The organism is Ilumatobacter sp., from assembly GCF_030065885.1.
GTDB lineage: Bacteria > Actinomycetota > Acidimicrobiia > Acidimicrobiales > Ilumatobacteraceae > Ilumatobacter.
The window spans coordinates 34,918-57,736 of sequence record NZ_JASJCS010000017.1; the positions used below are offsets into that span (position 1 = coordinate 34,918).

Genomic DNA, 22,819 nt, shown 5'->3' on the forward strand with positions numbered 1-22,819 from the left:
TCCATGATCCACGAATCAGCCGATGTCGCCGACACTGCGACGGTCTCGGAGAGCGCGAGCGTGTGGCACCTCGCGCAGGTTCGCGAGGGCGCATCGGTCGGCGACGACTGCGTCGTCGGGCGGGGGGTCTACATCGGGCCGGGGGTCTCGGTCGGTCCGCGCACCAAGATCCAGAACTTCGCCCAGGTCTACGACCCGGCTCGCCTCGGCGCGGGTGTCTTCATCGGGCCCGCCGTGGTGCTCACGAACGACGTCTACCCCCGCAGCGTCGACGTCGACGGTGAGCTCAAGCGCGCGGACGGCTGGGACTCGACCGGCGTCACCGTCGCCGACGGTGCCTCGATCGGTGCACGTGCCGTCGTGCTCGCCGGCGTCACGGTCGGCGAGTGGGCGCTCGTCGGAGCTGGCACCACGGTGATCCGGGACGTGCCGCCGTACGCGCTCGTCGTCGGCAACCCGGGCCGTCAGGTCGGGTGGGTCGGACGAGCCGGCCGGCGACTCGAACCGGCCGGCGACCGACGCTGGCGGTGTCCCGACACCGGCGAGGAGTACGTCGAGACCGCCGACGGGCTGACCATCGACGGTTGACCGCCGCCCTCGCGGGACTTCGAGGTTCGACGGCGGGCGGGCGGATCGCCTGACCGGCCGGCCGTCAGCTCGTTCGAACCCGGTCGAGCCATCCCATCAGGATCGCGATCGCACGGGGATCGTGACGCAGGCGATGCCCTGCGCCGGTGAGCAGCCCGAGCTCGGCCGTGCCGTGGGCCTGGGCGAGCTGGCGCGCGTCGGTGGTGGGGATGCTCTCGTCGTCGTCGCCGTGGAGCACGATCAATGGCCGCGGGGCGAACCGGCGCGCCGCTGCGGTCGGCCGGAACCGGCGGAACGCTCGGGACCAGTCGTCCATCGAACCCGGGAAGCCGGGAGTGCGCACGGCACCGATCTCGCGGGCGTGGTCGAGGAAGCGCCTCGGATGGTCGGCCCAGTCGTCGAAGTCGGCACGCGGCGACAACAGTGCGGCGGCCGAGACGCGCGGATCGTCGGCCCCCACGCAGATCGCGATCGAACCGCCCGTGTTGGTGCCGACGAGGACCACGTTGCTCACCGCCGCCACGCGAAGGAGATGATCGATCGCGGCGCGGAGATCGTCGATCCAACCCTGGAGCGAGAAGTCGCCCGTGCTCTTGCCGCACCCGCGGAAGTTGAACGCCATCGCGGCGTAGCCGGTCTCGTACGCGATTCGATCGATCAGCTGCGGGTAGGTCCCGGCCGAACGCCGTGCGTCGATCGGCCCGATCGGGAAGCCGTGGCACAGGATCATGCCGGTCCGCTTCCCGTCGTGGCTGTCGGCAGTGGGTTCCTTGATGTGGCACGCGAGCGTGTGGACGCCGCTTCGGAAGCTGTCGTCCACGCGTGCGTCTCAGGCCCTCGGCTTGCGGTGGATGCGACGCTTGCCCGGTGACGCGAGCGTGTAGCCGCGGTTGCGGGCCTCGGCGAGCGAGTCCGGGCCGAACTGGATGCCGACGCCCGCGTCGACGATCTCGTCGATGACGGACTCGTCGGTCCACTCGTCGAGGTCGTAGACGAGCTGGGTGCGCTTGTCGCCCAGGAAGCGAGCGTGCTCGAACTTGGTCGGCCGTTCCATGCCGACAGGATACGCGGAGCGAGGGAGCACCGAAGCACTCCCTCGCCACCGTTTCGTTGTTGACTGTTGGGACCGGACACCACCGTGCAAGGCCGGCGGGACGAGCTCCGGCAGCGGTGTTCGGCGGGGGTTGGCGAGGATTCGCCAGGCCGTCCAGCCTGTTGACCTAGCGGCCAACCACCTCCAGGGTCCCGAAAGAACTGTCACTCATTGTGTGGACCACCTCCCTTCTCTGGTACGGGACAGTCAAGCACATCCGGTCAGATCGTGTACGACAGGTTGTCGAGAATTCTGCGGCCCAGCGCCTCGTCGCCAATGATCGTGGCGTTGGGCAGGTGGTCGGCTGCGTCGAGACGGCCGCCGGCGATGCGGCCGAACGAGACGATCGGCATCGTGAGGGTCACGGTGGCCGGGCCGTCGAGCTCGGGGACGACCGCCGCCCGGCCTTCGACGCGGACGTGGATCGAACGCGGTGAGCCCCCGGTCAGCTCGAACGTGACCGAGGCGCCGTCGGGTGCTCCGGCGCGCTTGCCGACGACGAAGCCCATCGCCGTGGTCATCTCGTCGAGCGAGACCTCGACCGCGATGCCGCCGTCGTGGCCGGGCCGCCCGACCGCGGCTCGGATGTCCTGCTCGTGCATCCAACAGTCGAAGACCCGGATCTGCATGAACCTGCCGTAGACGTCCTCGCCCGCAGGCGTGAACCCGACCGCGTTCCACTCGTCGGCCGGCATCGCGTCGAGCACGGCGAGTCGCTGCGCCGTGACGTCGCGGAACGCCGCCAGCACCTCGGCGGGGGTCCGTGACGCGAACGTCTCGATCCAGCGCTCGTTCATCTCGCCGATCGGGTTGCGGACGTGATCCGCGGCGGGTTCGCCGCCGGTCTCCGGCTCCCGGCCGAGCAGGAACGACTCGGTACCGACCATGTGGGCGAGATTGGCCTGGACGTCCCAACCGGGCAGGGGCGACGCGACCCGCCACTGGTCGTCGGCGAGGTCGGCCACGAGTGCGTCGACGCTTGCCCAGACTGCTCGCAACCCGTCGATGGTTCGTTGCTGATCGATCTCCGATGGCATCCGGCCATCTCACCAGGTCGGGCGCCGTGCCGGAGAGCCGGGGGAGGTCAGACGACGTCGTCGAACGGCGCCTGTGGCCCGACGGCGCCGATCGCCTCGAAGTAGGCGAGGTGGGCGTCGACCACGTTGACGGCGTCGACGTCGTCGAGCAACTCGACCTCGAGGCGTTCGGCCTCGGCCAGCAGGTAGGCGACCAGCGACGTCTCGCTGATGACCACCTGGTCGTCGATCTGCTGGCGGGCATCGACCGCCCGGTCGGGCTGCAGCCCCTGCTCGTGCATCCAACGCAGGTGCGCCTTCAGGAGCTCTTCGACCTCGGCCGGCGTGAGCCGCGCCTGGCTCTCGGCCGGGATCCGGTCGGCGACGAAGTCGACGGCCTCGTCGAGCTGGTAGACGGCGCGGGGCGCGATCGAGTCGAGCCGGTGCGCCTCGCGCCCGATCGTTCCCGCGGCGATCGCGAACACCAAGACCGCCGCCACGACCGCGAAGACCCAGACGGTTGCGTCCATGTCTGCAGCCTACGGCTCGACGTACGAGCGGCTTCCCCGGCCAACGGTCTGGATCTCGTAGACGTCGTACACGACCGGTGCCGACGTCACCGAGATCGCCCCGAGGTCGAACGTGCCGAGATCGATCGCGCCGAAGATCGGGTCGAGGTACGTGTACGTCCACGTGCCCGACCATGTCGTCGTCAACGTGATCGTCGACTCCCCCGGCAGGTTCGGCGTCCAGGTGGCGGCGGCCGATGCACCGTCCGAATCGATCGGCGGCTCGCTGCCGCAGTCGGTTGCGACGAGCTCGGCCTGGCCGTCGGGACCCTCGACCGTCCAGGTCAGCTCGACGACCTCGACGACCGCTGCGGCTCGGTACGGCGGCAACGTCGCATCGACGTCGACCGCACCGTCGTTGCTGCACCAGAACCAGGTCGGGAGCTGGCTGACGCCGCGCTTGCGAACCGGCGGGTTGAGGCCGGTCTCGAGCGCGAACACCTGATCCTGATCGATCTCGATGTCGGTGCGAGTGGGAGGCGGCGGTGGTGGCGGAGGCGGCGGCACCCCCGGCCACTCGCAGAACCCCCTTGCGGAGAGGAGCTGCCCCGTGTCGGTGTTGGTCAACGTGATCAGCCACGGGACACCGAACGTCTGCGCGCCGTCCGCCTCGATCCGCTCGCACGACACAGGGGCGCCAGGGCTGTCGGCGATCTTGAACCGCGCCCACCTGAGCGGCAACCCGTCGGGGCCATCGAGGTCGACGCCGATGTTCGGGCTGGTGCTCTGCACCACGACGACGCAGATGAGCTCCCCGGATTCTTGATCCTTCGAACACTGAGTCTCTTGCGCATGGACGGGCGTGCCGACAACGAGGCTCGTCGCTCCGAGTAGGAGCAGCAAGACAGCTATCGCGCTGATCCGAACGGCCGTCGGAGAACTCGACATGGGCCCAAGATGCCCTACAGGATCTCGAAGAGGCGCCACGTTCCGTCCGAGTGACGCTGAACGATGTAGTTGGTTGGAATGTCCGGTAGCGGTGAGGGGTCGATGTCGAACAACGTCTCGCCGTTCGCATCGATGATCCGTCCGGGGTCGCCACCAGCGGAAGACAGCTGTGCCCGGACGATCGCGAGCTGGCTCTCCGACAGCGGAACGTCGTCGGGCGTGCCCGCGAGCGCGCCGTCGGAAACGAGGGTCCGCGAGACATCCACGACCCGCCAGCCGTCACGTTCGAGCGCCTCGATCTGCGCACCCAGCGTGTTGCGGCACGGCGACCCTGGCGCACACAACTCGTCGATCCGTGTCGAGTCCGGCGCCGCCTGGATGTCGTCGAGCGTGTCGTAGAACCCCTGGATGATCGCGGTCCAATCCGGCTCGCCGGGTTGGGTGGTCGGCGGGACGTCCGATGTCGACGTCACGGTGACGACCTCCGGCTCGGTCGTCGTGGGCGGTGGCGCGGTCGTCGGCGGCGTCGCGCTGGTACTCGTACTCGCCGGCGCATCGGTGTCGACGGTCGGTTCGACCGTCGAGCTCGAATCCGTTATGGGCGGATTGGTCTGCGGCGCGAGCGTCGTCGGCGTCGACTCGTCATCGCCGTTGCAGCCTGCTGCCACGAGCGCAACAGCCAGCGCGGCTCCAGCGATCGTCCGCCGACTCATCCCGAGCAGGCTATTCGCCCCGCGTCGCGATGCCCTCGCGCCGACATTCAGGTCAGACATGGCGGCCATGCTGACCGTCGTCGGCGACCGATGCCATGGGCACCACTCCCCGCGCCTGCCCACACGGCCCGGGCCCGCGGCAGCCGTCGAGGGGCGTCGGTCAGGTGGCCGTCGCCAGCACGCCGAGCGCGATGTCGTTGGCGAGGCGGTGTCGATCGACGACGGCTTCGAGCCGGTAGCTGTTGGTCACCGGCACGAGACCCGAGCGCCTGAGCAGGATCTGGCGGTACACCGACGGCCCGAGTGGCTGGCCGTCGCGAGCGACGTCGTCGTTGATCAGCTCGGCTCCGAGCCAGTTCTTCACCCGCGCCGGTGAGACGAGCTCCTTGATGCTCTCCTCGCTCTCGGCGAGTTGACCGAGCTCGATGCTGAACTGGCTGACCACGGCTTGGACCGCCTGCGATCCGACCTCGGTGGTCACCGATCGGGCGGACGCCTCGTACGCCTCGGAGACCGAGGGGTGCACCGCGGCGAGCGACCTGCGCACGGCGCTCGGCGTGGCGAGACCGATGAGCTCTTTGTCGACACCGAGGATCAACAGCTGCTCGATCTCGGTGTAGTCGTCGATCAGCGCTGCCAGCAGGAGGAGCCTCGTCGACCACCAGACGTCGCCCTCGCCGAGATCGACCTCGCCGAGCCGGGCCGACTCGGCGGTCTCGAGCATCGATGCGATCCGTTCGGCGATGTCGGGAAGAAGCGTCGTCCCGAACCCGAGCCGCCTCGTGTCCGCCAGCTCGGTGGGCAGCGCCACCTCGGGGTCGACGGTGGCGCGCTGCACCGCGAGGCGCTGCTGTGAGTGTGTGGCGACGGCCACGCCCACCTGACTCGCCAGCTGCTCGGGGTTGGCGAAGAAGCTCGCCATGTAGTCCTCGCCGAGGCGACCACGGAACGCATCGATCTTCTTGCCGGCCTCGCCGTCTCCGGTCTTGGCGTCCATCTGACTGGGCGGCCACGGCGAGTCGTCGGCGAGCATGAACACCAGGCACGGGATGCCGTGCTCACGCGCCGCCTCGAACTCCATCTGCGTGACGGACTTCTGCTCGGGATTGTCCTGGCGTGGCACGTAGCCGTAGCGCCAGGCGAAGATGCCGACGTACAGGTCGCACGTCTTGACGTCGCGCACGCAGTAGTCGACCGGTCGTTCGTCCTGCGCGATGTAGTCCTCCATCGCACGCACGTCGTGTCCCATCTTGCGGAGGACGTCGTGGGTCGCTCTCCGGTAGTCGGCGAGGTCGGAGAACGTGGACGAGATGTAGATCGTGAGGCGCCCGTCGTCAGCTGCCATGCAGCGACCGTACCGAAGATGGCGGACGCGTGCATCCGGACGCGACGGTGCCCCCGGCGCAACAGCCAGGGGCACCGTCGACGAACTGCGAGCGGTCAGATGCCGATGCGCTGAGCGAGCTGCTCGCGGTGGTACGTCGGATCGCCGAACAAGAGCTCGGAGCTCTTCGCCCGCTTGAAGTACAGGTGTGCCGGGTGCTCCCACGTGAAGCCGATGCCGCCGTGGATCTGGATGTTCTCGGCAGTGGCGTGGAAGTACGCCTCCGAGCAGTACGCCTTCGCGAGCGAGGCCACCGACGGCAGCTCGTCGTTCATCTCGCTCGCGCACCACAGGCCGTAGTACGCGGCGGACTTCGCCGACTCGACCTCGAGCAGCATGTCGGCGCACTTGTGCTTGATCGCCTGGAACGAACCGATCGGACGACCGAACTGGACGCGGTCCTTCGCGTACTGCACCGCCATCTCCAGCACGAACTGGGCGCCGCCGACCTGCTCGGCGGCGAGGCCGACGGCGGCGAGATCGAGCACGGTCGACAGGACGTCCCAGCCGGCGCCCTCGGCACCCACGAGCGTCGCCGGTGTGTCGTCGAAGTCGAGTTTGGCCTGCTTGCGGGTCTGGTCCATCGTCGAGAGCGACGTGCGGGTCAGGCCCGAGGCGTCGCCGTCGACTGCGAACAGGCTGACCCCGGCGCCCGTGCGGGCAGCGACGAGGATCAGGTTCGCCACGTGGCCGTCGATCACGAAGCTCTTCGTACCCGACAGCGTGTACCCGTCACCGGACGGCGTCGCCTCCATGGTGATGCCGGCCTCGTCCCACTTGCCCGAAGGCTCGGTGAACGCCAGCGTGGCGATCGTCTCACCGCTCGCGATCCCGGGCAGGTGCGACTTCTTGGCGTCGTCGTCGCCCGAGTGGATCAGCGTGTTGGCGGCCAACACGACCGAGGAGAAGAACGGCGCACACAGCAGCGCTCGGCCCATCTCCTCGAGCACGATGCCGAGCTCGACGTAGCCGAACCCCGACCCGCCGTACTCCTCGGGGATGTGGAGGCCCTGCAGCCCCATCTGTTCGGCCATCTGCGACCAGACGTCGGCGTCGTAGCCCTGGTCGGTCTCCATCTGCTCGCGCACGGCCGCTTCGGCGCTCTTGGCCTCCATGAAGGCGCGGATCGTCGAGCGGAGCTCCTCTTGTTCCTCGGTGAAGGCGAAGTTCATGCCGGGGATCGTGTCGCGGTTGCGAGCGGCCGGCAAATCTGATTGTGTACGCATGTGGACACACTGGGGATCCGAGCATTGCGGGCCGGGCTGGCCGGGCGCGTGCGGCGCGCTGCCGCCGGCGAGCGCACCGTGATCACGGCGCACGGCCGCCCGGTCGCCCAGCTGGGCCCGCTCGACGAGGCTGCGCCCGACATCGATCGCCTGGTGTCGTCGGGTGCCTTGATCGCGCCGCGGCGCGCCGGCCAGTGGCGACCGCCCGCCCCCGTCGAGGTCTGGTCGGGCGTCCGGATCGACCGCGCCCTCCGGGAGCTCCGCGGATGACTCGCGAGTTGTGTCTGACACGACACGCGACGGGGCGATGACGGTCGCGCTCGACACCAGCGCGCTGCTCGCACTGGCGGTCGACGGCGATCAGCGGGTGGTCGTGCTCGACGCGCTCACCAACGACCTGACCTGGTGTGCGTCGGCACTGGCGCTCACCGAGGCGCTTCCCGCTATCGACCGGCTGACCGACGAAGCCATCTTGCGCGCCGACCTCGAAGACGCCGTACGCCTCGCCTGGGACCACCTCCACGTCGTCCCGCTCGACCAGCGCTGTCTCGATCGAGCGGCCAACCTGTCGCGGGTCCAGCCCGTGCGGCTCACCGACGCGATCCACCTCGCCGCGGCCGAACGCCTCCCCGACCCAGTGCGGTTCGTCACGTTCGACCCCGCCCAGATCGGCGTCGCCCTCGGGTTGGGGTTCGACGTCGTGTCAGCCTGACGATCATCGCCACATCGCGCGCCGCACACGACCCGCAACCGCGCGGCGGGCGAGAACGCACCGAGTACCGTGGGGTCGTGGTTCGTCGGCGCGTGTTGACGCGTGGCCGAGCGGCCTCGCTCGCGATCGGTGCCGCCGCGCTCGCGGTCGCCGGCTCGGTCACGACAGGAGCCGCGAAGACCCTCGTCGTCGAACCTCGCACCGGCGCGACCGGAGTCCCCGTCGCTCTGTCGGGCGACTGCGACAACGAAGCCGTCTCCGTCTCGGTCCTCGGCCGGACGACCGGCTGGTACGACGTCGCAACCGTGTACGTCGACGACGTCCTGACTCCGACCGCGGGCCGGTGGTCGCTCGAGACGACGATGCCACCGGAAACGGCCTTGGTGTCGGCACAGTGCGGTCTGACGGGGCCGCACTCGTTCGCTCAAGCCGTGATTGCGCCGACCGACGCAGATCACCCGACATCGAGCATCCGTTGGGCGGCGCCAACGCCGGTCGATCTCGTGCCGTCGCCGTTGTTGCTCCCACCGAGCTATCAACTCGAAGCGTTCACCACCGAAGGCGAACCCGTGACCGTTCGGGCGCTCGAGGGAGGTGCGATCGACATCGAACCACCGTCGACTTCACCCGTGATCGTGGTCGGCTGGATCGAATTCGGCGAGAACGCGGAGGCTAATCAGGTCGTCTCCGTGCATTCGTGGCGGATCGACGTGCTCGGCGTGCCGACCGCGTTCGCCATCGACTCACCTGCGACCGTCGGGAAGCAGGCCGTGCGGATCGGCGTTGCACACGAATCAGTGAATCCGTGATGAACGGCGACCAACCTCAGAAGCGCCTCAGCTGCTGCGCGGGTGTGAAGAGCTGACGCGAGATCCCCAGGCTCATCACCGCCGTCGTCGTCGCGACGCTCCCGAGCACGAGGTACATCACCGACAGCTGGACACGGACGGCTTCCGCCGGGTCGGTGCCGGCCAGGATGAGGCCGACCATCGCCCCGGGCAGCGCGATGATGCCGACCGCCTTCGTCGTCTCGATCTGCGGCACCAGGGCCGTCCGGAGCGACTCGCGCAGATCCGGCCTGAACGCCTCCTCGGCCGACAGCCCGAGCGCGAGCCGGCCCTCGATCACGTCGCGATGGTCCTCGGCCGCCGCGAACAGCCGGCGGGAGACCAGCACCGTGGCCGAGAGCGAGTTCCCGACCACGATCCCGGCGAGCGGCACGATCGTGCGCCCCTCGAGCTCGTAGACCTGGAACCCGAACAGCACCCCGAGCGTCACCGCGGCCGACGCGGCATACGCCATCAACGACAGCGGCAGGACCGCCGGCACATCGGTGGCGCGCCGCCAGGTCGTGTAGCCGGCGAAGCCGAGCATCGCCGCCAACCAGACGAACGACCAGATCAGCGGGTCCTCCTCATCGACGATCAGGCGTAGCGCCCATCCGACGATCAGGAGCTGCACGAGCGCCCGGAGGCACGCCCACAGCAGGCTCCGCTCGAGCCCGAGTCGCCGCCACATCGACACCACGAGCGCAACAGCAACCAGGAGCCCCGAGGCCGCCATGCCGACCAGGCCGATGTCGGTCTGGCTCACGGCGACGCCGCTCCGACGAGGGCCCGCACTCGTGGCTCGTCGTGGCGGTCCATCTCGTCGAGATGACCGAACGCGGCGACACCGCCGTCGATGAGCACGAGCACGTGGTCGGCGACCCGCCGCAACTGGTCGACGTCGTGGGTGACCCAGACGATCGGCACCCCCGCGGCGGCGATGTCGCACCCGAGCCGCTCGATGGTGCGCCGGGCGGCACCGTCGAGCGCAGCCGTGGGCTCGTCGGCCAGCAACACTGCCGGCTCGGTCAGCAGCGCGCGGGCGATGCACATGCGCTGCGCCTCACCGCCGCTCAGATCGGTGGCGGCGCGATCGAGCAGCTCACCTTCGAGCCCGACGCGGTCGAGCGCCGCGACGGCGCCATCACGGGTGATCGACGGGTCGGCGATCCGGAGGTTGTCCAGCACCGACCCGCCGAAGAGCGGCGGCCGCTGGAACACCATCGCGACCCGGCGACGCAGCGCGCCCGGCTCCCACTCGACGATCGACCTCCCCTCCCAGCTGATCGTGCCGGACAGCGGATCGTCGAGCCGGTTCAGCAGGCGCAACAGCGTCGACTTGCCCGATCCCGACGGTCCGGCGACCGCAGTGACACCCCGGCACGGCACGTCCACCGAGACACCGCGCAGGATCGGCGCGTCCTGGGGCCCGGCGACCACGTCGCGGAGCTCGAACGTCGCCGGAGCGGCCACAGCCGCACGGTACCCACCGAGGCGCAATCGGGCCGCACGCGGCGTGCGAAACTGTGCCGGTGCCGAAGATCCCGCTGACGGCCGGCCGCTCGTGCCTGATCCGCCTGCTGCTCGACAGCGGCTCGCAGCGCCGATCCATCGGGCTATCTCTCTCGCGGACTCCGATCGGCTCGGCCTCACGATCGGACGTGTCGGCGTGAGGCGCATCTTCATCAGCTACCGGCGGGAAGACACCGCAGCCGATGCCAACGCCCTCTACCAATCGCTCTCGAGGGAGTTCGGCGAAGACAGCCTCTTCAAAGACGTCGACAACGTGCCGCTCGGCGCGGACTGGCAGGCGGCGATCAAGGAGGCGGTCGAAGACTCCGCGGTGCTCCTCCTGCTCATGGGCAGCAAGTGGACGCCGAGCACAGCGGTCACACTCGAGGTCGAAGCCGCGCTCGACCGCGACGTCACGATCATCCCGCTGCTCTTCGACGAGGCGAGGATCGACGCGTTGACAGCGAGCTTGCAGGGCCCGATCGCGGCCATCGCGACGAAGAACGGCGCGCATCTGGATCACGCCAGCTGGCACCGTGACCTCGCACCGGTCGTGGCGAGGCTCCGTGAGCTGCTCGAGGCCGACGAGCAGGAGCAGGCCGAGAGGCGCGAGCATGCGAACGCCCGCTTCCGGGAACTGTGCGAGTCAGCCCGTGCCGATGGGGCGATCGACGAGACACGGCGAGCGGCGCTCGAGGAGCAGGCGTTGGCACTCGGGGTTGCCGATGATGACGCGACGAGGATCTTGACCGCTGCGATCGAGGCCGTCGAGGCAAGGCTGGCGGCCGAGGAATCCGAGCGAGCAGCTGCCGAGGAGGCCAACCGACAAGCCGAGGAGACCGAGCGAGCGGCCGCCGAGGCTCGGCAGCGGGAAGCCGAGCGTGCGAAGGCGCTCGGCCAGTATCGGAGCGAGGTTGTCGACGCACTGGCGAGCGGGCACCTGACCATGTCGAGGCGCGCCGAGCTCGATGACCTCAAGTCGTCGCTCGGCGTCAGCGACGACGACGCGGACCGGATCGAAACCGAGATCATGACGAAGCGTCAGGCGCGCCTGGCCGAAGAGGAACGGGCCGCCGAGGCGGAGATCGAACTGCGCGCGAACGGCCTCGCCACAGCTCTCGAGCCGCACGCCTTCAGCGGCTTCTCCGTGCATCCCAAGATCGCCGAGAAGAAGCAACGCAGGGTCCGCAAGCTGTCGAGCGTGCCGAACGACGAGCGGATCCTCGCGGTCCTCGACAGAACCGCCTGGGGCTCAGCCAAGCTGCATTGGGCGTTCACCGACAGGGCGCTCTACCACTACGCGTCGGGTCGGGGCAGGCGCATCGGCTACGACAGGCTCGCCACGATGACGTTCGAGACCTCGGACGACGGTCACGCGCTCCTCGCCCAACCCGGGATCCGCTTGCCCCATGTCGGAGCGGGCATCGGACCCGATCGGGCGCTCGCAATCGTCGGGGCCGTCCAGCAGGTCTTGTAGCCGGCCAACGCCGCTTCTGGCCGTCACCCGCCGGACTCACCGTCGAGATCACCCGTCGGGTCCTGACGATCGCGAGAGCGCAGACGTGCCAGTGGCGACGGACACCGAGCAAGGGTTGCCACCTCACCCGACGGCGGACTCACTCTCGTGCGACACTGGGGGCATGGCGACACCGTCCGGCATCCCGTCCACGACCCTGCACTGGACCAACGCCGACGTCGAGGTGCACCGCGTCGTCGTGGGCTCGTACGACAACAACGTCTTCATCGTGCGCTGCCGTCGAACGGGCGAGGCCGTGCTCATCGACGCCGCGAACGAGCACGAGCTGCTGCTCGAGCTGTGCCAGCAGCTCGGCGTGCGACGGGTGCTCGAGACGCACGGCCACTGGGACCACATCGGCGCCGTCTCGCAGATCCGCGAGGCGGGCTACGAGGTCGCCGTCACCTCCCAGGACGCTCCGATGCTGAAGGACGTCGGCTACGACGTCTTCCTCGACGACGCCGAGGTCATCGAGTTCGGCCGCCTCCGCATGAACGCGATCCACAACCCCGGGCACACCCCCGGGTCGATCTCGTTCGAGCTGGTCGGGACGCCGCTGCTCTTCACCGGCGACACACTCTTCCCGGGAGGGCCCGGCGCGACCGGCTTCGAGGGCGGTGACTTCGCCACGATCATCGAGTCGATCGACGACAAGCTGTTCACGTTCCCCGAACACACCATCGTGCTGCCGGGCCACGGCGTCGACACCACGATCGGGCGTGAGCGCCCGCACCTCCAGGAGTGGGTCGACCGCGGCTGGTGACCCGGTGACGGCCGGCGACCGGTGACTTGACACCGGCGACCGGCGTCAGGGCCGGCCGAGGTCGCGGTGCCGGTCTCGAACGCGGGCTTCCGCGAGCAGGCGCCGACTCGCCGCCTGCAGGTCGCCGAGGAAGCCGACCAGCCAGATCTGCACGCCGACCAGCGTGAAGACCGCGCCGACGACGAGGCTCGGGATCCTGCTCTGGTACTCGTCGGCGAACACGAAGAACGCCAGCCAACGCACCAGGAGCGCCAGGCCGATCAGCAGCGGGAGCAGCCCCATGATGAAGAAGAACCGGAACGGGTAGTAGAGCGCGAAGCTCCGCACGATGGTCTGCGCCGAGCGACGCACGTACTGCCCGGTGCTCCGCACCAACCGTGACGGCCGCGTCTGCGGGTTGACCCGGATCGGCACGGCCTCCACCGCGAGTCCCTCGGCCCGCGCCTGCACGAGCGTCTCCATCGTGTAGCTGTACTTGCCGTACACCTGCAGCCGCAGCGCAGCGTCGCGGCTCAGCGCGCGGAAGCCGCTCGCCGCGTCGCGGATGTCGGTCCCCGAGAAGCGTCGCACCACCCACGAGCCGAGCCGCTGCAGCCGCTTCTTGAGGCCCGAGAACTCGGAGATCTGCTCGATCGGCCGCTCCCCCACGACCATGTCGGCGCCGTCGCGGAGCACCGGGCCGATCAGCTCGGGGATGCACGAACCGTCGTACTGGTTGTCGGCGTCGGTGTTGACCACGACATCGGCACCCGCGCGGAGCGCAGCGTCGAGCCCGGTGAGGAACGCCGCGGCGAGACCACGGTTGCGAGGATGCTGGACGACGTGGTCGACGCCGTGCGCCCGGGCCACGTCGACCGTGCCGTCCGTGCTGCCGTCGTCGATGATCAGCCACTCGACGACATCGACCCCCTCGACCTCGCGGGGCAGGTCGGCGAGCGTCGCCGGCAGCGTCTCCTCCTCGTTCAGGCACGGGATCTGGATCACGAGCTTGCGCAGACGCTCGCCGGATTCGGACATGGTGGCAGAGCTTACGCTCGCGACGCCCCTACGATCGGGAGAGTGGAGTCGTCGAATCCCGCCAACGTGGCGGGGAACACCTACGACAAGTACACGACCACGAATCCGGTCGAACGGCGGATGATGGCCGGGTTCTTCGACGCCCTCGATGCCGCGCTCGACGGGCTGCATCCCGACCGCGTGCTCGAGGTCGGTGCCGGCGAGGGCCGCGTCACCGAGCGGCTCGTCGAACGGTTTCCCGATGCCGATGTCGTCGGCCTCGACCTGCCCGACGGCGACCTCGCCGACGAGTGGGCGACCCTCGACGTGCCGATGTTCTTCGGCGACGTGACGCGGCTCCCGTTCGCGGCCAACAGCGTCGACCTCGTCGTCGGACTCGAGGTGCTCGAGCACGTCCCCGGGCCGGCGGCGGCGCTGGCCGAGATCGCCCGCGTCTGCCGGCACACAGCAGTCCTGTCGGTTCCTCGCGAGCCGATCTGGCGCGCCGGGAACGTGGCGCGCGGCCGTTACGTGCGCGAGCTGGGCAACACGCCGGGCCACGTCAACCACTGGTCGGCGCGGCGCTTCGAGCGCTTCGTCGCCGAGCGCTTCGACGTCGTCGACGTCCACCGCCCGCTCCCCTGGACCATGGTGCGGGCGACGCCGTCGGCGGCGGCCTAGGCGGCAACGTGCGGTACGACGAGCGACCCGTCGATCCGACGCCCGTGCAGACGGCCGACCTGCCCGCCACGCCCGTGCGCGACCGCAACATCCCCGCCACGGCGTGGGTGCAGGCGCCGGATTCGCTCCTCGCGCTCGGCGATGACCTTCCGGGTGCGCCGACCGCCGAGTACAAGCGCCGCATCGGCCCGTGGATCCTGTGGCGCGCCGGGCCGGCCAAGCACGCCGACGCCCGCTACTGGGCCGCACGCGCTGAGGCGCTCGACGAGGCATACACCTTCCGGCTCTACCCCGACGGCTCGGGCGAGGGCATCGGGCCGAGCGGCGTCCCTGTCGACCGCTTCCGCGCCTGGAAAGAGGACCTCCGCGACGTCGAATGACCGCCGGTCCGCGTCGCGGCTCGACCACGCTGCGTCGAGCTTCTTGACGAAAGACCACTGGTTGTGGCATCGATCACGCCGTATCGTCGTCGGCACGAGCGGTCAGGCGGCCCCGGATCGATCACCACCATGGCTCAGCAACCACTGTCGACCCACATGGCTCCGACGTTCCTGCGCAGCGTCCCGGCCTCGGCATGGCTCGAGGCGCCCGACTCGCTGTGTGTGCTGGGCATGGACCTGCCCGACAACCCCCAGGCGCGCTACCTGCGACGATGCGGCGACTGGGTCGTCTGGCGGGCCGGGCCGGGTCGCCGCGGCGACGCCCGCTACTGGGCCGGGCACCGGACCGATGCGGACCGCTGGTGCACGTTCCGCGTGTTCCCCGACGGCAGTGGCGTCGGCACCACCCCTGACGGTCAGACCGTGACCCGTCTGCGGCACTGGAAGCGCCAACTGCGCCTCACGCGCTGACGCATGGCGCTCGACGGGCCGACGGCGGGCCCGGCGAGGGCCACGCCGGCTGTCAGTAGCCCGACGGCCGACCGGTCACCAGCGCGAGCTGCACCTCGCCGACGATCCGGGCCATCCGGTCGAAGTCGGGTCGCGTCACGCTGACGAGCGGCGGCACGAGGCCGACCGATTCGACGATCGCCGTCTCGCCCCCGATCACGTTCAGCACCTCGGCGAGCTCGTCGGGCGTCATCGACGTGCGAAGCGTCGCACCGATGGCGGACGCCACCTCACCGAACGCGAAGACGACGTCGTCGACAGAGACCTGTGTCGCCAGCGCGGCGAGCAGCTCACGCTGACGCTCGGTGCGCCGGAAGTCGTTGTCGCCTTTCCGGCTGCGCACGTATCCCAGTGCCGTCGTGCCGTCCATCTCGATCACGCCGGGACCGATCGTGTCGGGGTACTGGGTCGGGGCCCCCGGCACGTTGCCGGGCATCGGTACCTGCTTCGGGACGTCGACGGTGACACCGCCGAGGGCATCGATGAGCTCGAGGAAGCCCTGCATGTCGACGAGTGCGTAGTCCTCGATCGTGACGTCGAGCGAGTACCCGATGCCGTGGACGATGCCGACGACGCCCGGCCGGACGCCCGGCACGTCGTACGCATCGCGGAGCGACCGGCGCGACGAGACCACCGGATAGACCGCGTTCGCGATGTCGTCGAAGCCGTACGGATAGCGTGCCTCGAGCGCGCTCCCGGGTGGGAAGAGCAGACCCTCGAGATCACGCGGGATCGAGATCAGCGCCGCCCGACCGCTCGGCTCGTGCAAGCTGAAGAGCATCATCGTGTCCGTGCGCAGCCCGAACCGGCCGGGACCGCCGTCGCCGCCGAGCAGCAGCACGGTGTGGACGTTCTCGAGGAGCGCCGCGTCGACGCCCGACGACGGCCGGGACGGACGAGGCGGCTCGGTGGTGGGCGTCGTGATCGCCGGCTCGTCGGCAGCGTCGACGACGGCGACGTCGGCGGGCCGTTCGAGACGATCGACGCGATCGACACGATCGGGAGCAGCGAGATCGTCCGGGCGCGACGTCGGGCTGACGTCGCTGCGGACCTCCGACGGGTTCGTCGAGGCGACGGCCGGCGTCTCAGCGTCGTAGAGCGGTTCGTCGGACGCGCCGGAGAACGCCGGTTGGATGTCGGCACGCGCCCGCCCGACCTGGACCAGGCCGACCGTGAGCGGAGCGCAGACGGCAACGACGACGCCGATCGCGAGCAGATCGCTGCGTCGCACGGGGGTCGGGCGGCCGGCGTGGTGCCAGAGCTCCGCGACCGCGACGAGCCTCGCCGCCAGCGCCGACGCGAAGGCGACCATCACCCACGCGAGGAAGCCGGAGTCGAGGCTCAGCGCCACCCAGTTGCGGCCCGAGAAGGCGGCGTACACGGCCACACCGAGCGGGACGACGAGGCCGAACGACAGCAGCACGACGGCGAGTGGGCGTCGCCGGTGGCGTGCGTTCCAGCCCGGCGCGAGCACCGCCTGGGCGACCTCGGACAGCAACCTCATTTCTCCTATCCGCGTAGTGATAATCCCGCCGATTCGATCGTAGACTCGGCATCATGCCGGAAGCGCCGCTCTTCCACGTCGAGAACCTCCACGTCCGACCCGCTGCCGAACGAGGTGGCGCTGCCACCGAGCAGGGTGCCGGGACGGCCGACGAAATCCTCCGCGGGGTCGACCTCACCGTCGCGGCCGGCGAGGTGCACGCGATCATGGGACCCAACGGCTGCGGCAAGAGCACGCTCGGCAACAGCTTGCTCGGTTCGCCCGAGTACGAGGTCACCGAGGGCACCATCACGTTCCTCGGCGACGACGTCACCGAGTGGCCGAGCGACGAGCGCGCCAAGGCCGGCATGTTCCTCGCGTTCCAGTATCCGCAGGAGATCCCGGGCGTCTCGGTGATCCAGTTCCTCCGCCAGGCGCTGTCGGCACGGAAGGGCATCGAGCTCTCGGTGCTCGAACTGCGCCTCGCCACGATGGACTGGATGAAGCGCCTCGGCATGGACTCGTCGTTCGTCGACCGCTACCTCAACGAGGGCTTCTCGGGTGGCGAGAAGAAGCGCAACGAGGTCATGCAGATGGCGATCCTCGAGCCCGAGCTGGCGATCCTCGACGAGACCGACTCCGGGCTCGACATCGACGCGCTGCGGATCGTGGCCCAGGGCATCCGCGAGGTCCGCGCCGAGCGACCCTCGATGGGCGTCGTGCTGATCACGCACTACCAGCGGTTGCTCGACGAGCTCGAGCCCGATCACGTGCACATCATGGTCGACGGCCGGATCGTGCAGAGCGGCGGCATGGACCTGGTCGAGCAACTCGAGCGCGACGGGTACGAGGCGTTCAGAGCGCCGGCGTGATGGGCACCGACTGGGCGGCGGTCCGCGCCGACTTCCCCGTCCTGCGCCGCGAGATCGACGGCTCGCCGATCGTCTACCTCGACTCGGGCAACACCTCCCAGAAGCCGAACCAGGTGATCGACGCGATGCGCGACTTCCAGCGCACGGCGTACGGGCCGATCAACCGGAGCGCCTACCGGCTGGCCGCCGAGGCGACCGACCGCTACGAGGGGGCGCGCAGCGCCGTCGCACGCCTGATCAACGCACCCGCGGCCGACGAGGTCGTGTTCACGAAGAACGCAACCGAGGCTCTCAACCTCGTCGCCGGCTCCTGGGGCGGCGACAACCTGGGTGAGGGCGACGTGGTCGTGCTCACCCACATGGAGCACCACGCCAACATCGTGCCCTGGCAGATGCTCGCCGCCACCCGTGGCGTCGAGCTGCGTTGGGTCCCGCTGACCGACGACGGGCAGCTCGACCTGACCGACCTCGACCGGCTGCTCGACGGGGCGAAGGCGTTCGCGTTCACGGCGATGAGCAACGTGCTCGGCACCATCCCTCCCGTCGCCAAGCTCTGCGAGGCCGCCCACGACGCCGGCGCGCTGGCCATCGTCGATGCGTGCCAGTACGTGCCGCACAACCCGACCGACGTCCGGGCGTGGGACGCCGACTTCGTCGCGTTCTCGGCCCACAAGATGTGCGGCCCATCCGGCATCGGTGCGCTGTGGGGTCGGATGGAGCTGCTCGATGCGATGCCGCCCTACCTCGGCGGCGGCAACATGATCGCCGACGTTCGGCTCGACGGCTTCACGCCAGCGCCCGTGCCCGCGAAGTTCGAGGCCGGCACACCACCGATCACCGAGGCGGTCGGTTTCGGCGCCGCCGCCGAGTACCTCGAGTCGATCGGCATGGCCGAGATCCGCCGGCACGAGGTCGAGCTGACCCGGTACGCGATCGACACGCTGAAGGAGCGCTACGGCGACGACATCACGATCCACGGCCCGGACAACGTCGAGGTCCGCGGCGGTGTCCTGAGCTTCGCGTTCCGCGACATCCACCCGCACGACGTCAGCCAGGTCCTCGACGAGAAGAACGTGTGCGTCCGGGCCGGACATCACTGCGCGAAGCCGCTCATGCGTCTGCTCGGTGCGAACGCGACGACGCGGGCGAGCCTCTACCTCTACAACGACGAGTCCGACATCGACACCCTGGGCGATGCGCTCGACGGCGCTACCGATATCTTCGGCTTCTGACCAGGAGACGACATGCCAGGCCTCGAAGACCTCTACCGCGAGATCATCCTCGACCACTACCGCTCGCCGCGCAACCGCGGCGAGCTCCCGGTCCCGCCGGCGCGCCACGCCGAGGGCCACAACCCGCTCTGCGGTGACGAGATCACGGTCTTCCTCGACGTCGACGACGCCGATGTCGTCACCGACGTGCGCGTGAGCGGCCAGGGCTGCTCGATCAGCCAGTCGTCCGCCTCGATGATGAGCGCCGCGATCAAGGGCAAGCCGGTCCCCGAGGTGCGGGCGCTGGTCAGGAAGTTCAAGGGGTTGATGTCGATCGAGTCCGACGGCGACGACGCCGACGTGGCCGACGTGGCCGACGTGGCCGACGTGTCGCTCGGTGACCTCGAGGCGCTCCAGGGGGTCGTCAAGTTCCCGGTGCGCATCAAGTGCGCCACCCTCGCGTGGAACACGCTCACCGAGGCCCTCGACGCCTGAGCGTTCCCGGTTGACCGTGACCGCGGTCGACGTGCGAGAGTCGTGGCGATGACCGACGACGCGTTGACCGGGTCAGCCGACGCTGCGGCCGACGACTCGATCGTGCAGGCTCGGTGGCGGGCGGGTTCGGCGATCCGAGAGCTGGGCCATGCGTTCATCGGCCGGCACGCGACGGTCGAGCAGATCGAGCACCTGACCGATGTGCTCGAGGCGATCACGGCAGAACTGTGGCCGGCCGAGCTGCGGACGCGCAACGGTCTCCCCTTCGCCAACCGCCAGATGACCGAGTACCCGCAGGGACGGTTCGACCACGACTTCGACGATCGACCGGTCTCGGGCAAGTCGTCGCCGTGGGGCCTCGATCTCGAGCTCCACCGCCACGGCGACGAGATCGAGGCGCACGTCACGTTGCGGTCGGCGCACGAGGGCGCTCCCAACCGGAGCCACGGCGGCGTCGTGGCCGCGCTGTTCGACGATGTGTTCGGGTTCGTGCTCGGCGTCGTCGGTCAGCCCGCCTTCACTGGCGACCTGTACATCCGCTACCGCGCGCCGGTGCCGCTCCACCGCCGCCTGGTGTGCCGCGTCCGCATGGACGAGCGGCAGGGGCGCAAGCTCCTGCTGAGCGGCGAGCTGGTCGACGTCGAGACCGGTCGCACGGTCACCACCGCCAGGGCGACGTTCGTCGCCGTCGATCGTGAGGCCTTCGCACGTATGACGGCCGAACGACCGGCCCCACCCGACGAGGACCGCTGACCCCGCAGCCGTGATCAAGTACCTCGGTTCGAAGCGGCGACTCGTGCCGGTGCTGACCGAGCTGTTCGAGCGGTCGGGGGCACGGAGCGCGCTCGACCTGTTCACGGGGACCACCCGCGTCGCGCAGGCGTTCAAGGCGGCGGGCGGCGAGGTCACCGCGGTCGACACCGCCCGGTACTCGGAGGTGTTCGCCAGGACGTGGATCGAGACCGACGCGGATGCGGTCGACCGGCGGCATCTCGCTGCCGTGATCGACGAGCTCGACGCGCTGCCCGGCGCGCCGGGGTACGTGACCGAGACGTTCTGCGAGCGGTCGCGCTTCTTCCAGCCGCACAACGGCGAACGGATCGACGCGATCCGCACGGCGATCGCCGACCACCATGCCGGGAGCCCGCTCGAGCCGATCCTGCTCACGAGCCTCCTGGTCGCAGCCGATCGCGTCGACTCCACCACCGGGGTGCAGATGGCCTACGTCAAGCAGTGGGCGCCCCGATCGCATCAGCGGATGACGTTGCGCCCGCCCGACCTCCTCCCCGGCGCCGGTCGGGCGATCCGCGGCGACGCGATCGACGTGGCGTCGGCGTTGGAGCACGTCGACTTCGCCTACCTCGACCCCCCGTACAACCAGCACCGCTACTTCACGAACTACCACGTCTGGGAGACGCTGGTCGCCTGGGACCAACCCGAGCACTACGGGGTCGCCTGCAAGCGCGTCGACGCCCGCGACGACGCCACGAAGAGCGCGTTCAACCGCAAGCGCGAGATGCCCGACGCGCTCCGCCGGGCCATCGCGAGCGTCAATGCCGAGGTCGTGGTCGTGTCGTACAACGACGAGTCATGGGTGTCGCTCGACGAGCTCCGCAGCATGTGTGCGGTACACGGCGACGTCGTGGCGCTGGCGTTCGACTCGAAGCGCTACGTCGGCGCCCAGATCGGCATCCACGACCCGAGCGGCAGGAAGGTCGGCGAGGTCAGCCACACCCGCAACCTCGAGTACGTCCTGGTCGCCGGCGACCGGGCGCACATCTCGACGATGGTCGAGCCCTACGCGTCCGCGCTCGTGTGAATGCAGCTCAGTGCGCCGCGATCTCGGCCGCGAGGTCCGCCTTGCCCTGACCTCCCAGGAAACTCGCGCCGACGGCGTCGAGCAGCATCGTCCGGTGTCCCTCCAGGTCGACGCCGAGCCGCTCCGATGCCACGACGAGTTCGCTCGTGAGATCGTTGGCGAACCAGCCAGGATCGTCGGTGTTGAGACACACCGGCACGCCGGCTTCGACGAGCTGTGACAAGGGATGGTCGTCGATCGTCTCGACGATCTGGAGGAGATCGTTGCTGGTCGGACAGACCTCGAGCAGGATGCCACGCGCTGCGAGCTCGTCGAGGAGATCACCGTCCTCCACGCTGCGAATCCCGTGGCCGATGCGGACCGCGCCGAGGTCGTCGACGGCGGCACGCACACTCGCCGGCCCGTCGGTCTCACCGGCGTGCGGAACGGCGGGGAGCCCCATTGCGCGGGCGCGGGCGAAGTCGTCGGCGTAGGGACCGGCGGGATTGCCCACTTCGTTGCCGCCGAGCCCCATTGCGACGAGGCCATCCGGTGCCTCCGAGCTGTCGAGGAAGCCGACCGTCACCTGCTGCCCGGGTGACTCCAGATCGCGGGGGATGTCGATCACCCAGCCGATCGCGACGCCGTGCGCCGCGGCACGACGTCGGCCCTCGTCGAGGCCGTGCCGATACTCGGTCGGCGACATGCCCGCTCGGCCGTCGAGTGGTCGGAAGTGCGTGAACGCCGTGGTGGTGACCTCTGCGTACCGGACCTGCTGTGCCGCCAACGTCGCGGCGAGGTCCTCGGTGATCGATGCGAGATCCTCGCCGGAGCGCAGGAGCGCGAGCCCGAAGAGGAACTGGCGCGAGAAGTCGGGGAACCCCTCGAAGCTGAACGAGTCGGGCAGACCGTCGGGCCAAATCGGAGTGGGATCGACGCCGTGACGTTCGATCAGGGACCGGACGGTCGCGACCGACATCGATCCCTCGAGGTGGAGGTGCAGCTCGAGCTTCGGCACCGTGCGGAGCCAATCATGAACGTCCGGTCCGGGCAACGACGTCTCGCCGGTCACGAGTCGCTCCACTTCGTGCCGGGCCGGTAGTAGCGCTTGGCCCACACCCCGCGCTGGTCCTCGCCGGGCAGCGGCATCCGCCACGTCGACACCCTCGTCGTCGGGGCGTCGAGGTCGATGGCGCACAGGGCTCGCGGCTGGTCGTCGGTGCCGTCGACGTAGAGGTCGGCGAACCGTTCGCTCGTGTAGCGGCGCGTGATCGCGCGGTACAGGTCGCGCCACTGGTCGTCCTCGCCCGGTGGGTGGACGACGATGCACTCCCCCTGCACCGTCACCTTGCGGTACGGCTGCTCGGCCTCGTCGATCGAGAGGCCGATGCGGGCGTCGGCCTGGATGTTGCGCCAGATCACGGCGGGCTCGCGTGGCGTGAACAGCAGCCGCTGCCCGTCGCGGATGAACCAGAGGGGCAGCACGCGAGGGAAGCCGTCCTCGTCGACGGTGCCGATGCGGGCGAGGTGCCCGCGCTCGTCGAGGAACGCCTCGAGCTCGTCGCCGGTCAGCTTCGGCACGTCGA

The 22,819-nt window shown here is 69.7% G+C and carries 28 protein-coding genes; 14 read left to right on the forward strand and 14 right to left on the reverse strand.

Annotation, left to right across the window (positions count from 1 at the left end; genetic code table 11):
* The first annotated feature begins 3 nt into the window (after positions 1–3).
* Positions 4–588 (forward strand): acyltransferase, encoded by a 585-nt coding sequence (locus tag QNJ12_RS06185; protein WP_300620322.1) that lies wholly within the window; start codon positions 4–6, stop codon positions 586–588.
* 64 nt (positions 589–652) lie between these two features.
* On the opposite strand, the gene QNJ12_RS06190 is transcribed toward QNJ12_RS06185, so the two are convergent.
* The 8 genes from QNJ12_RS06190 to QNJ12_RS06225 all read right to left on the reverse strand — a co-directional run bounded on the left by QNJ12_RS06190 (position 653) and on the right by QNJ12_RS06225 (position 7,423).
* On the reverse strand, positions 653–1,408 hold the full coding sequence (locus tag QNJ12_RS06190) for an alpha/beta fold hydrolase (protein ID WP_300620325.1): 756 nt from the start codon (positions 1,406–1,408) through the stop codon (positions 653–655).
* A 9-nt stretch (positions 1,409–1,417) separates the two neighbouring features.
* Positions 1,418–1,642 carry a hypothetical protein gene (locus QNJ12_RS06195; RefSeq protein WP_300620328.1) on the reverse strand — a complete coding sequence of 75 codons (225 nt, stop codon included), beginning with the start codon at positions 1,640–1,642 and terminating at the stop codon, positions 1,418–1,420.
* A gap of 260 nt (positions 1,643–1,902) precedes the next feature.
* The gene (locus tag QNJ12_RS06200) at positions 1,903–2,718 is read right to left on the reverse strand and encodes a maleylpyruvate isomerase family mycothiol-dependent enzyme (RefSeq protein ID WP_300620331.1); all 816 of its coding nucleotides are present in this window, start codon (positions 2,716–2,718) and stop codon (positions 1,903–1,905) included.
* Positions 2,719–2,765: 47 nt separating this feature from the next.
* Positions 2,766–3,227 (reverse strand): hypothetical protein, encoded by a 462-nt coding sequence (locus tag QNJ12_RS06205; RefSeq protein WP_300620334.1) that lies wholly within the window; start codon positions 3,225–3,227, stop codon positions 2,766–2,768.
* Between the two features lie 9 nt (positions 3,228–3,236).
* Entirely contained in the window at positions 3,237–3,998 is a 762-nt protein-coding gene (locus QNJ12_RS06210) for a hypothetical protein (protein ID WP_300620337.1), read from the reverse strand.
* A 170-nt stretch (positions 3,999–4,168) separates the two neighbouring features.
* Entirely contained in the window at positions 4,169–4,867 is a 699-nt protein-coding gene (locus QNJ12_RS06215) for a hypothetical protein (protein ID WP_300620340.1), read from the reverse strand.
* A 160-nt stretch (positions 4,868–5,027) separates the two neighbouring features.
* Positions 5,028–6,212 carry a DUF4062 domain-containing protein gene (locus tag QNJ12_RS06220; protein WP_300620343.1) on the reverse strand — a complete coding sequence of 395 codons (1,185 nt, stop codon included), beginning with the start codon at positions 6,210–6,212 and terminating at the stop codon, positions 5,028–5,030.
* 95 nt (positions 6,213–6,307) lie between these two features.
* A complete protein-coding gene (locus tag QNJ12_RS06225) occupies positions 6,308–7,423 on the reverse strand; it encodes an acyl-CoA dehydrogenase family protein (protein ID WP_300620346.1) in 1,116 nt (371 codons plus the stop codon).
* Positions 7,424–7,477: 54 nt separating this feature from the next.
* On the opposite strand from QNJ12_RS06225, the gene QNJ12_RS06230 reads away from it, so the two are divergent.
* The 3 genes from QNJ12_RS06230 to QNJ12_RS06240 all read left to right on the forward strand — a co-directional run bounded on the left by QNJ12_RS06230 (position 7,478) and on the right by QNJ12_RS06240 (position 8,998).
* A complete protein-coding gene (locus QNJ12_RS06230) occupies positions 7,478–7,747 on the forward strand; it encodes a type II toxin-antitoxin system Phd/YefM family antitoxin (protein ID WP_300620349.1) in 270 nt (89 codons plus the stop codon).
* Between the two features lie 10 nt (positions 7,748–7,757).
* Positions 7,758–8,189, forward strand: coding sequence for a type II toxin-antitoxin system VapC family toxin (locus QNJ12_RS06235; RefSeq protein WP_300620352.1), 432 nt, complete (start codon positions 7,758–7,760; stop codon positions 8,187–8,189).
* 629 nt (positions 8,190–8,818) lie between these two features.
* Positions 8,819–8,998 (forward strand): hypothetical protein, encoded by a 180-nt coding sequence (locus QNJ12_RS06240; protein WP_300620355.1) that lies wholly within the window; start codon positions 8,819–8,821, stop codon positions 8,996–8,998.
* A 16-nt stretch (positions 8,999–9,014) separates the two neighbouring features.
* Here QNJ12_RS06240 and fetB read toward each other — a convergent pair whose 3' ends face one another.
* Positions 9,015–9,782, reverse strand: coding sequence for an iron export ABC transporter permease subunit FetB (fetB, locus tag QNJ12_RS06245; protein WP_300620358.1), 768 nt, complete (start codon positions 9,780–9,782; stop codon positions 9,015–9,017).
* Positions 9,779–10,489 carry an ATP-binding cassette domain-containing protein gene (locus QNJ12_RS06250; protein ID WP_300620361.1) on the reverse strand — a complete coding sequence of 237 codons (711 nt, stop codon included), beginning with the start codon at positions 10,487–10,489 and terminating at the stop codon, positions 9,779–9,781. The genes fetB and QNJ12_RS06250 overlap by 4 nt, the downstream gene beginning before the upstream one ends.
* Before the next feature lie 196 nt (positions 10,490–10,685).
* Between QNJ12_RS06250 and QNJ12_RS06255 the strand changes: the two genes are divergently transcribed.
* Positions 10,686–12,005: a toll/interleukin-1 receptor domain-containing protein gene (locus QNJ12_RS06255; protein ID WP_300620363.1), complete on the forward strand. Its 1,320-nt coding sequence runs from the start codon at positions 10,686–10,688 to the stop codon at positions 12,003–12,005.
* A gap of 163 nt (positions 12,006–12,168) precedes the next feature.
* Positions 12,169–12,807, forward strand: a complete 639-nt coding sequence (locus QNJ12_RS06260; protein WP_300620366.1) for an MBL fold metallo-hydrolase — start codon at positions 12,169–12,171, stop codon at positions 12,805–12,807.
* 45 nt (positions 12,808–12,852) lie between these two features.
* Here the strand turns inward: QNJ12_RS06260 and QNJ12_RS06265 are convergent, their stop codons facing one another.
* Positions 12,853–13,824 carry a glycosyltransferase family 2 protein gene (locus QNJ12_RS06265; RefSeq protein WP_300620368.1) on the reverse strand — a complete coding sequence of 324 codons (972 nt, stop codon included), beginning with the start codon at positions 13,822–13,824 and terminating at the stop codon, positions 12,853–12,855.
* A gap of 42 nt (positions 13,825–13,866) precedes the next feature.
* On the opposite strand from QNJ12_RS06265, the gene QNJ12_RS06270 reads away from it, so the two are divergent.
* From QNJ12_RS06270 to QNJ12_RS06280, 3 genes are all read left to right on the forward strand, one after another.
* The gene (locus QNJ12_RS06270; RefSeq protein WP_300620371.1) at positions 13,867–14,484 is read left to right on the forward strand and encodes a class I SAM-dependent methyltransferase; all 618 of its coding nucleotides are present in this window, start codon (positions 13,867–13,869) and stop codon (positions 14,482–14,484) included.
* 44 nt (positions 14,485–14,528) lie between these two features.
* Positions 14,529–14,864 (forward strand): hypothetical protein, encoded by a 336-nt coding sequence (locus tag QNJ12_RS06275; protein ID WP_300620374.1) that lies wholly within the window; start codon positions 14,529–14,531, stop codon positions 14,862–14,864.
* A gap of 156 nt (positions 14,865–15,020) precedes the next feature.
* Positions 15,021–15,335 carry a hypothetical protein gene (locus tag QNJ12_RS06280; RefSeq protein ID WP_300620376.1) on the forward strand — a complete coding sequence of 105 codons (315 nt, stop codon included), beginning with the start codon at positions 15,021–15,023 and terminating at the stop codon, positions 15,333–15,335.
* A 52-nt stretch (positions 15,336–15,387) separates the two neighbouring features.
* Here QNJ12_RS06280 and QNJ12_RS06285 read toward each other — a convergent pair whose 3' ends face one another.
* Complete coding sequence (locus tag QNJ12_RS06285; protein WP_300620379.1) at positions 15,388–16,878, reverse strand: LCP family protein; 1,491 nt, start codon at positions 16,876–16,878, stop codon at positions 15,388–15,390.
* A gap of 53 nt (positions 16,879–16,931) precedes the next feature.
* On the opposite strand from QNJ12_RS06285, the gene sufC reads away from it, so the two are divergent.
* Genes sufC through QNJ12_RS06310 form a run of 5 tightly spaced genes read left to right on the forward strand, consistent with a single transcriptional unit; the run spans position 16,932 to position 21,254 of the window.
* Complete coding sequence (gene sufC, locus QNJ12_RS06290; RefSeq protein ID WP_300620382.1) at positions 16,932–17,729, forward strand: Fe-S cluster assembly ATPase SufC; 798 nt, start codon at positions 16,932–16,934, stop codon at positions 17,727–17,729.
* Positions 17,729–18,961, forward strand: a complete 1,233-nt coding sequence (locus QNJ12_RS06295) for a SufS family cysteine desulfurase (RefSeq protein ID WP_300620413.1) — start codon at positions 17,729–17,731, stop codon at positions 18,959–18,961. The genes sufC and QNJ12_RS06295 overlap by 1 nt, the downstream gene beginning before the upstream one ends.
* A 12-nt stretch (positions 18,962–18,973) precedes the next feature.
* Positions 18,974–19,435 (forward strand): Fe-S cluster assembly sulfur transfer protein SufU, encoded by a 462-nt coding sequence (gene sufU, locus QNJ12_RS06300; protein WP_300620384.1) that lies wholly within the window; start codon positions 18,974–18,976, stop codon positions 19,433–19,435.
* Positions 19,436–19,483: 48 nt separating this feature from the next.
* A complete protein-coding gene (locus QNJ12_RS06305) occupies positions 19,484–20,188 on the forward strand; it encodes a PaaI family thioesterase (RefSeq protein WP_300620386.1) in 705 nt (234 codons plus the stop codon).
* A gap of 10 nt (positions 20,189–20,198) precedes the next feature.
* A complete protein-coding gene (locus QNJ12_RS06310; protein ID WP_300620388.1) occupies positions 20,199–21,254 on the forward strand; it encodes a DNA adenine methylase in 1,056 nt (351 codons plus the stop codon).
* 7 nt (positions 21,255–21,261) lie between these two features.
* Here QNJ12_RS06310 and QNJ12_RS06315 read toward each other — a convergent pair whose 3' ends face one another.
* The gene (locus QNJ12_RS06315; RefSeq protein ID WP_300620391.1) at positions 21,262–22,305 is read right to left on the reverse strand and encodes an adenosine deaminase family protein; all 1,044 of its coding nucleotides are present in this window, start codon (positions 22,303–22,305) and stop codon (positions 21,262–21,264) included.
* Positions 22,302–22,814, reverse strand: a complete 513-nt coding sequence (locus tag QNJ12_RS06320) for a pyridoxamine 5'-phosphate oxidase family protein (protein WP_300620394.1) — start codon at positions 22,812–22,814, stop codon at positions 22,302–22,304. The genes QNJ12_RS06315 and QNJ12_RS06320 overlap by 4 nt, the downstream gene beginning before the upstream one ends.
* Positions 22,815–22,819: the final 5 nt, after the last annotated feature.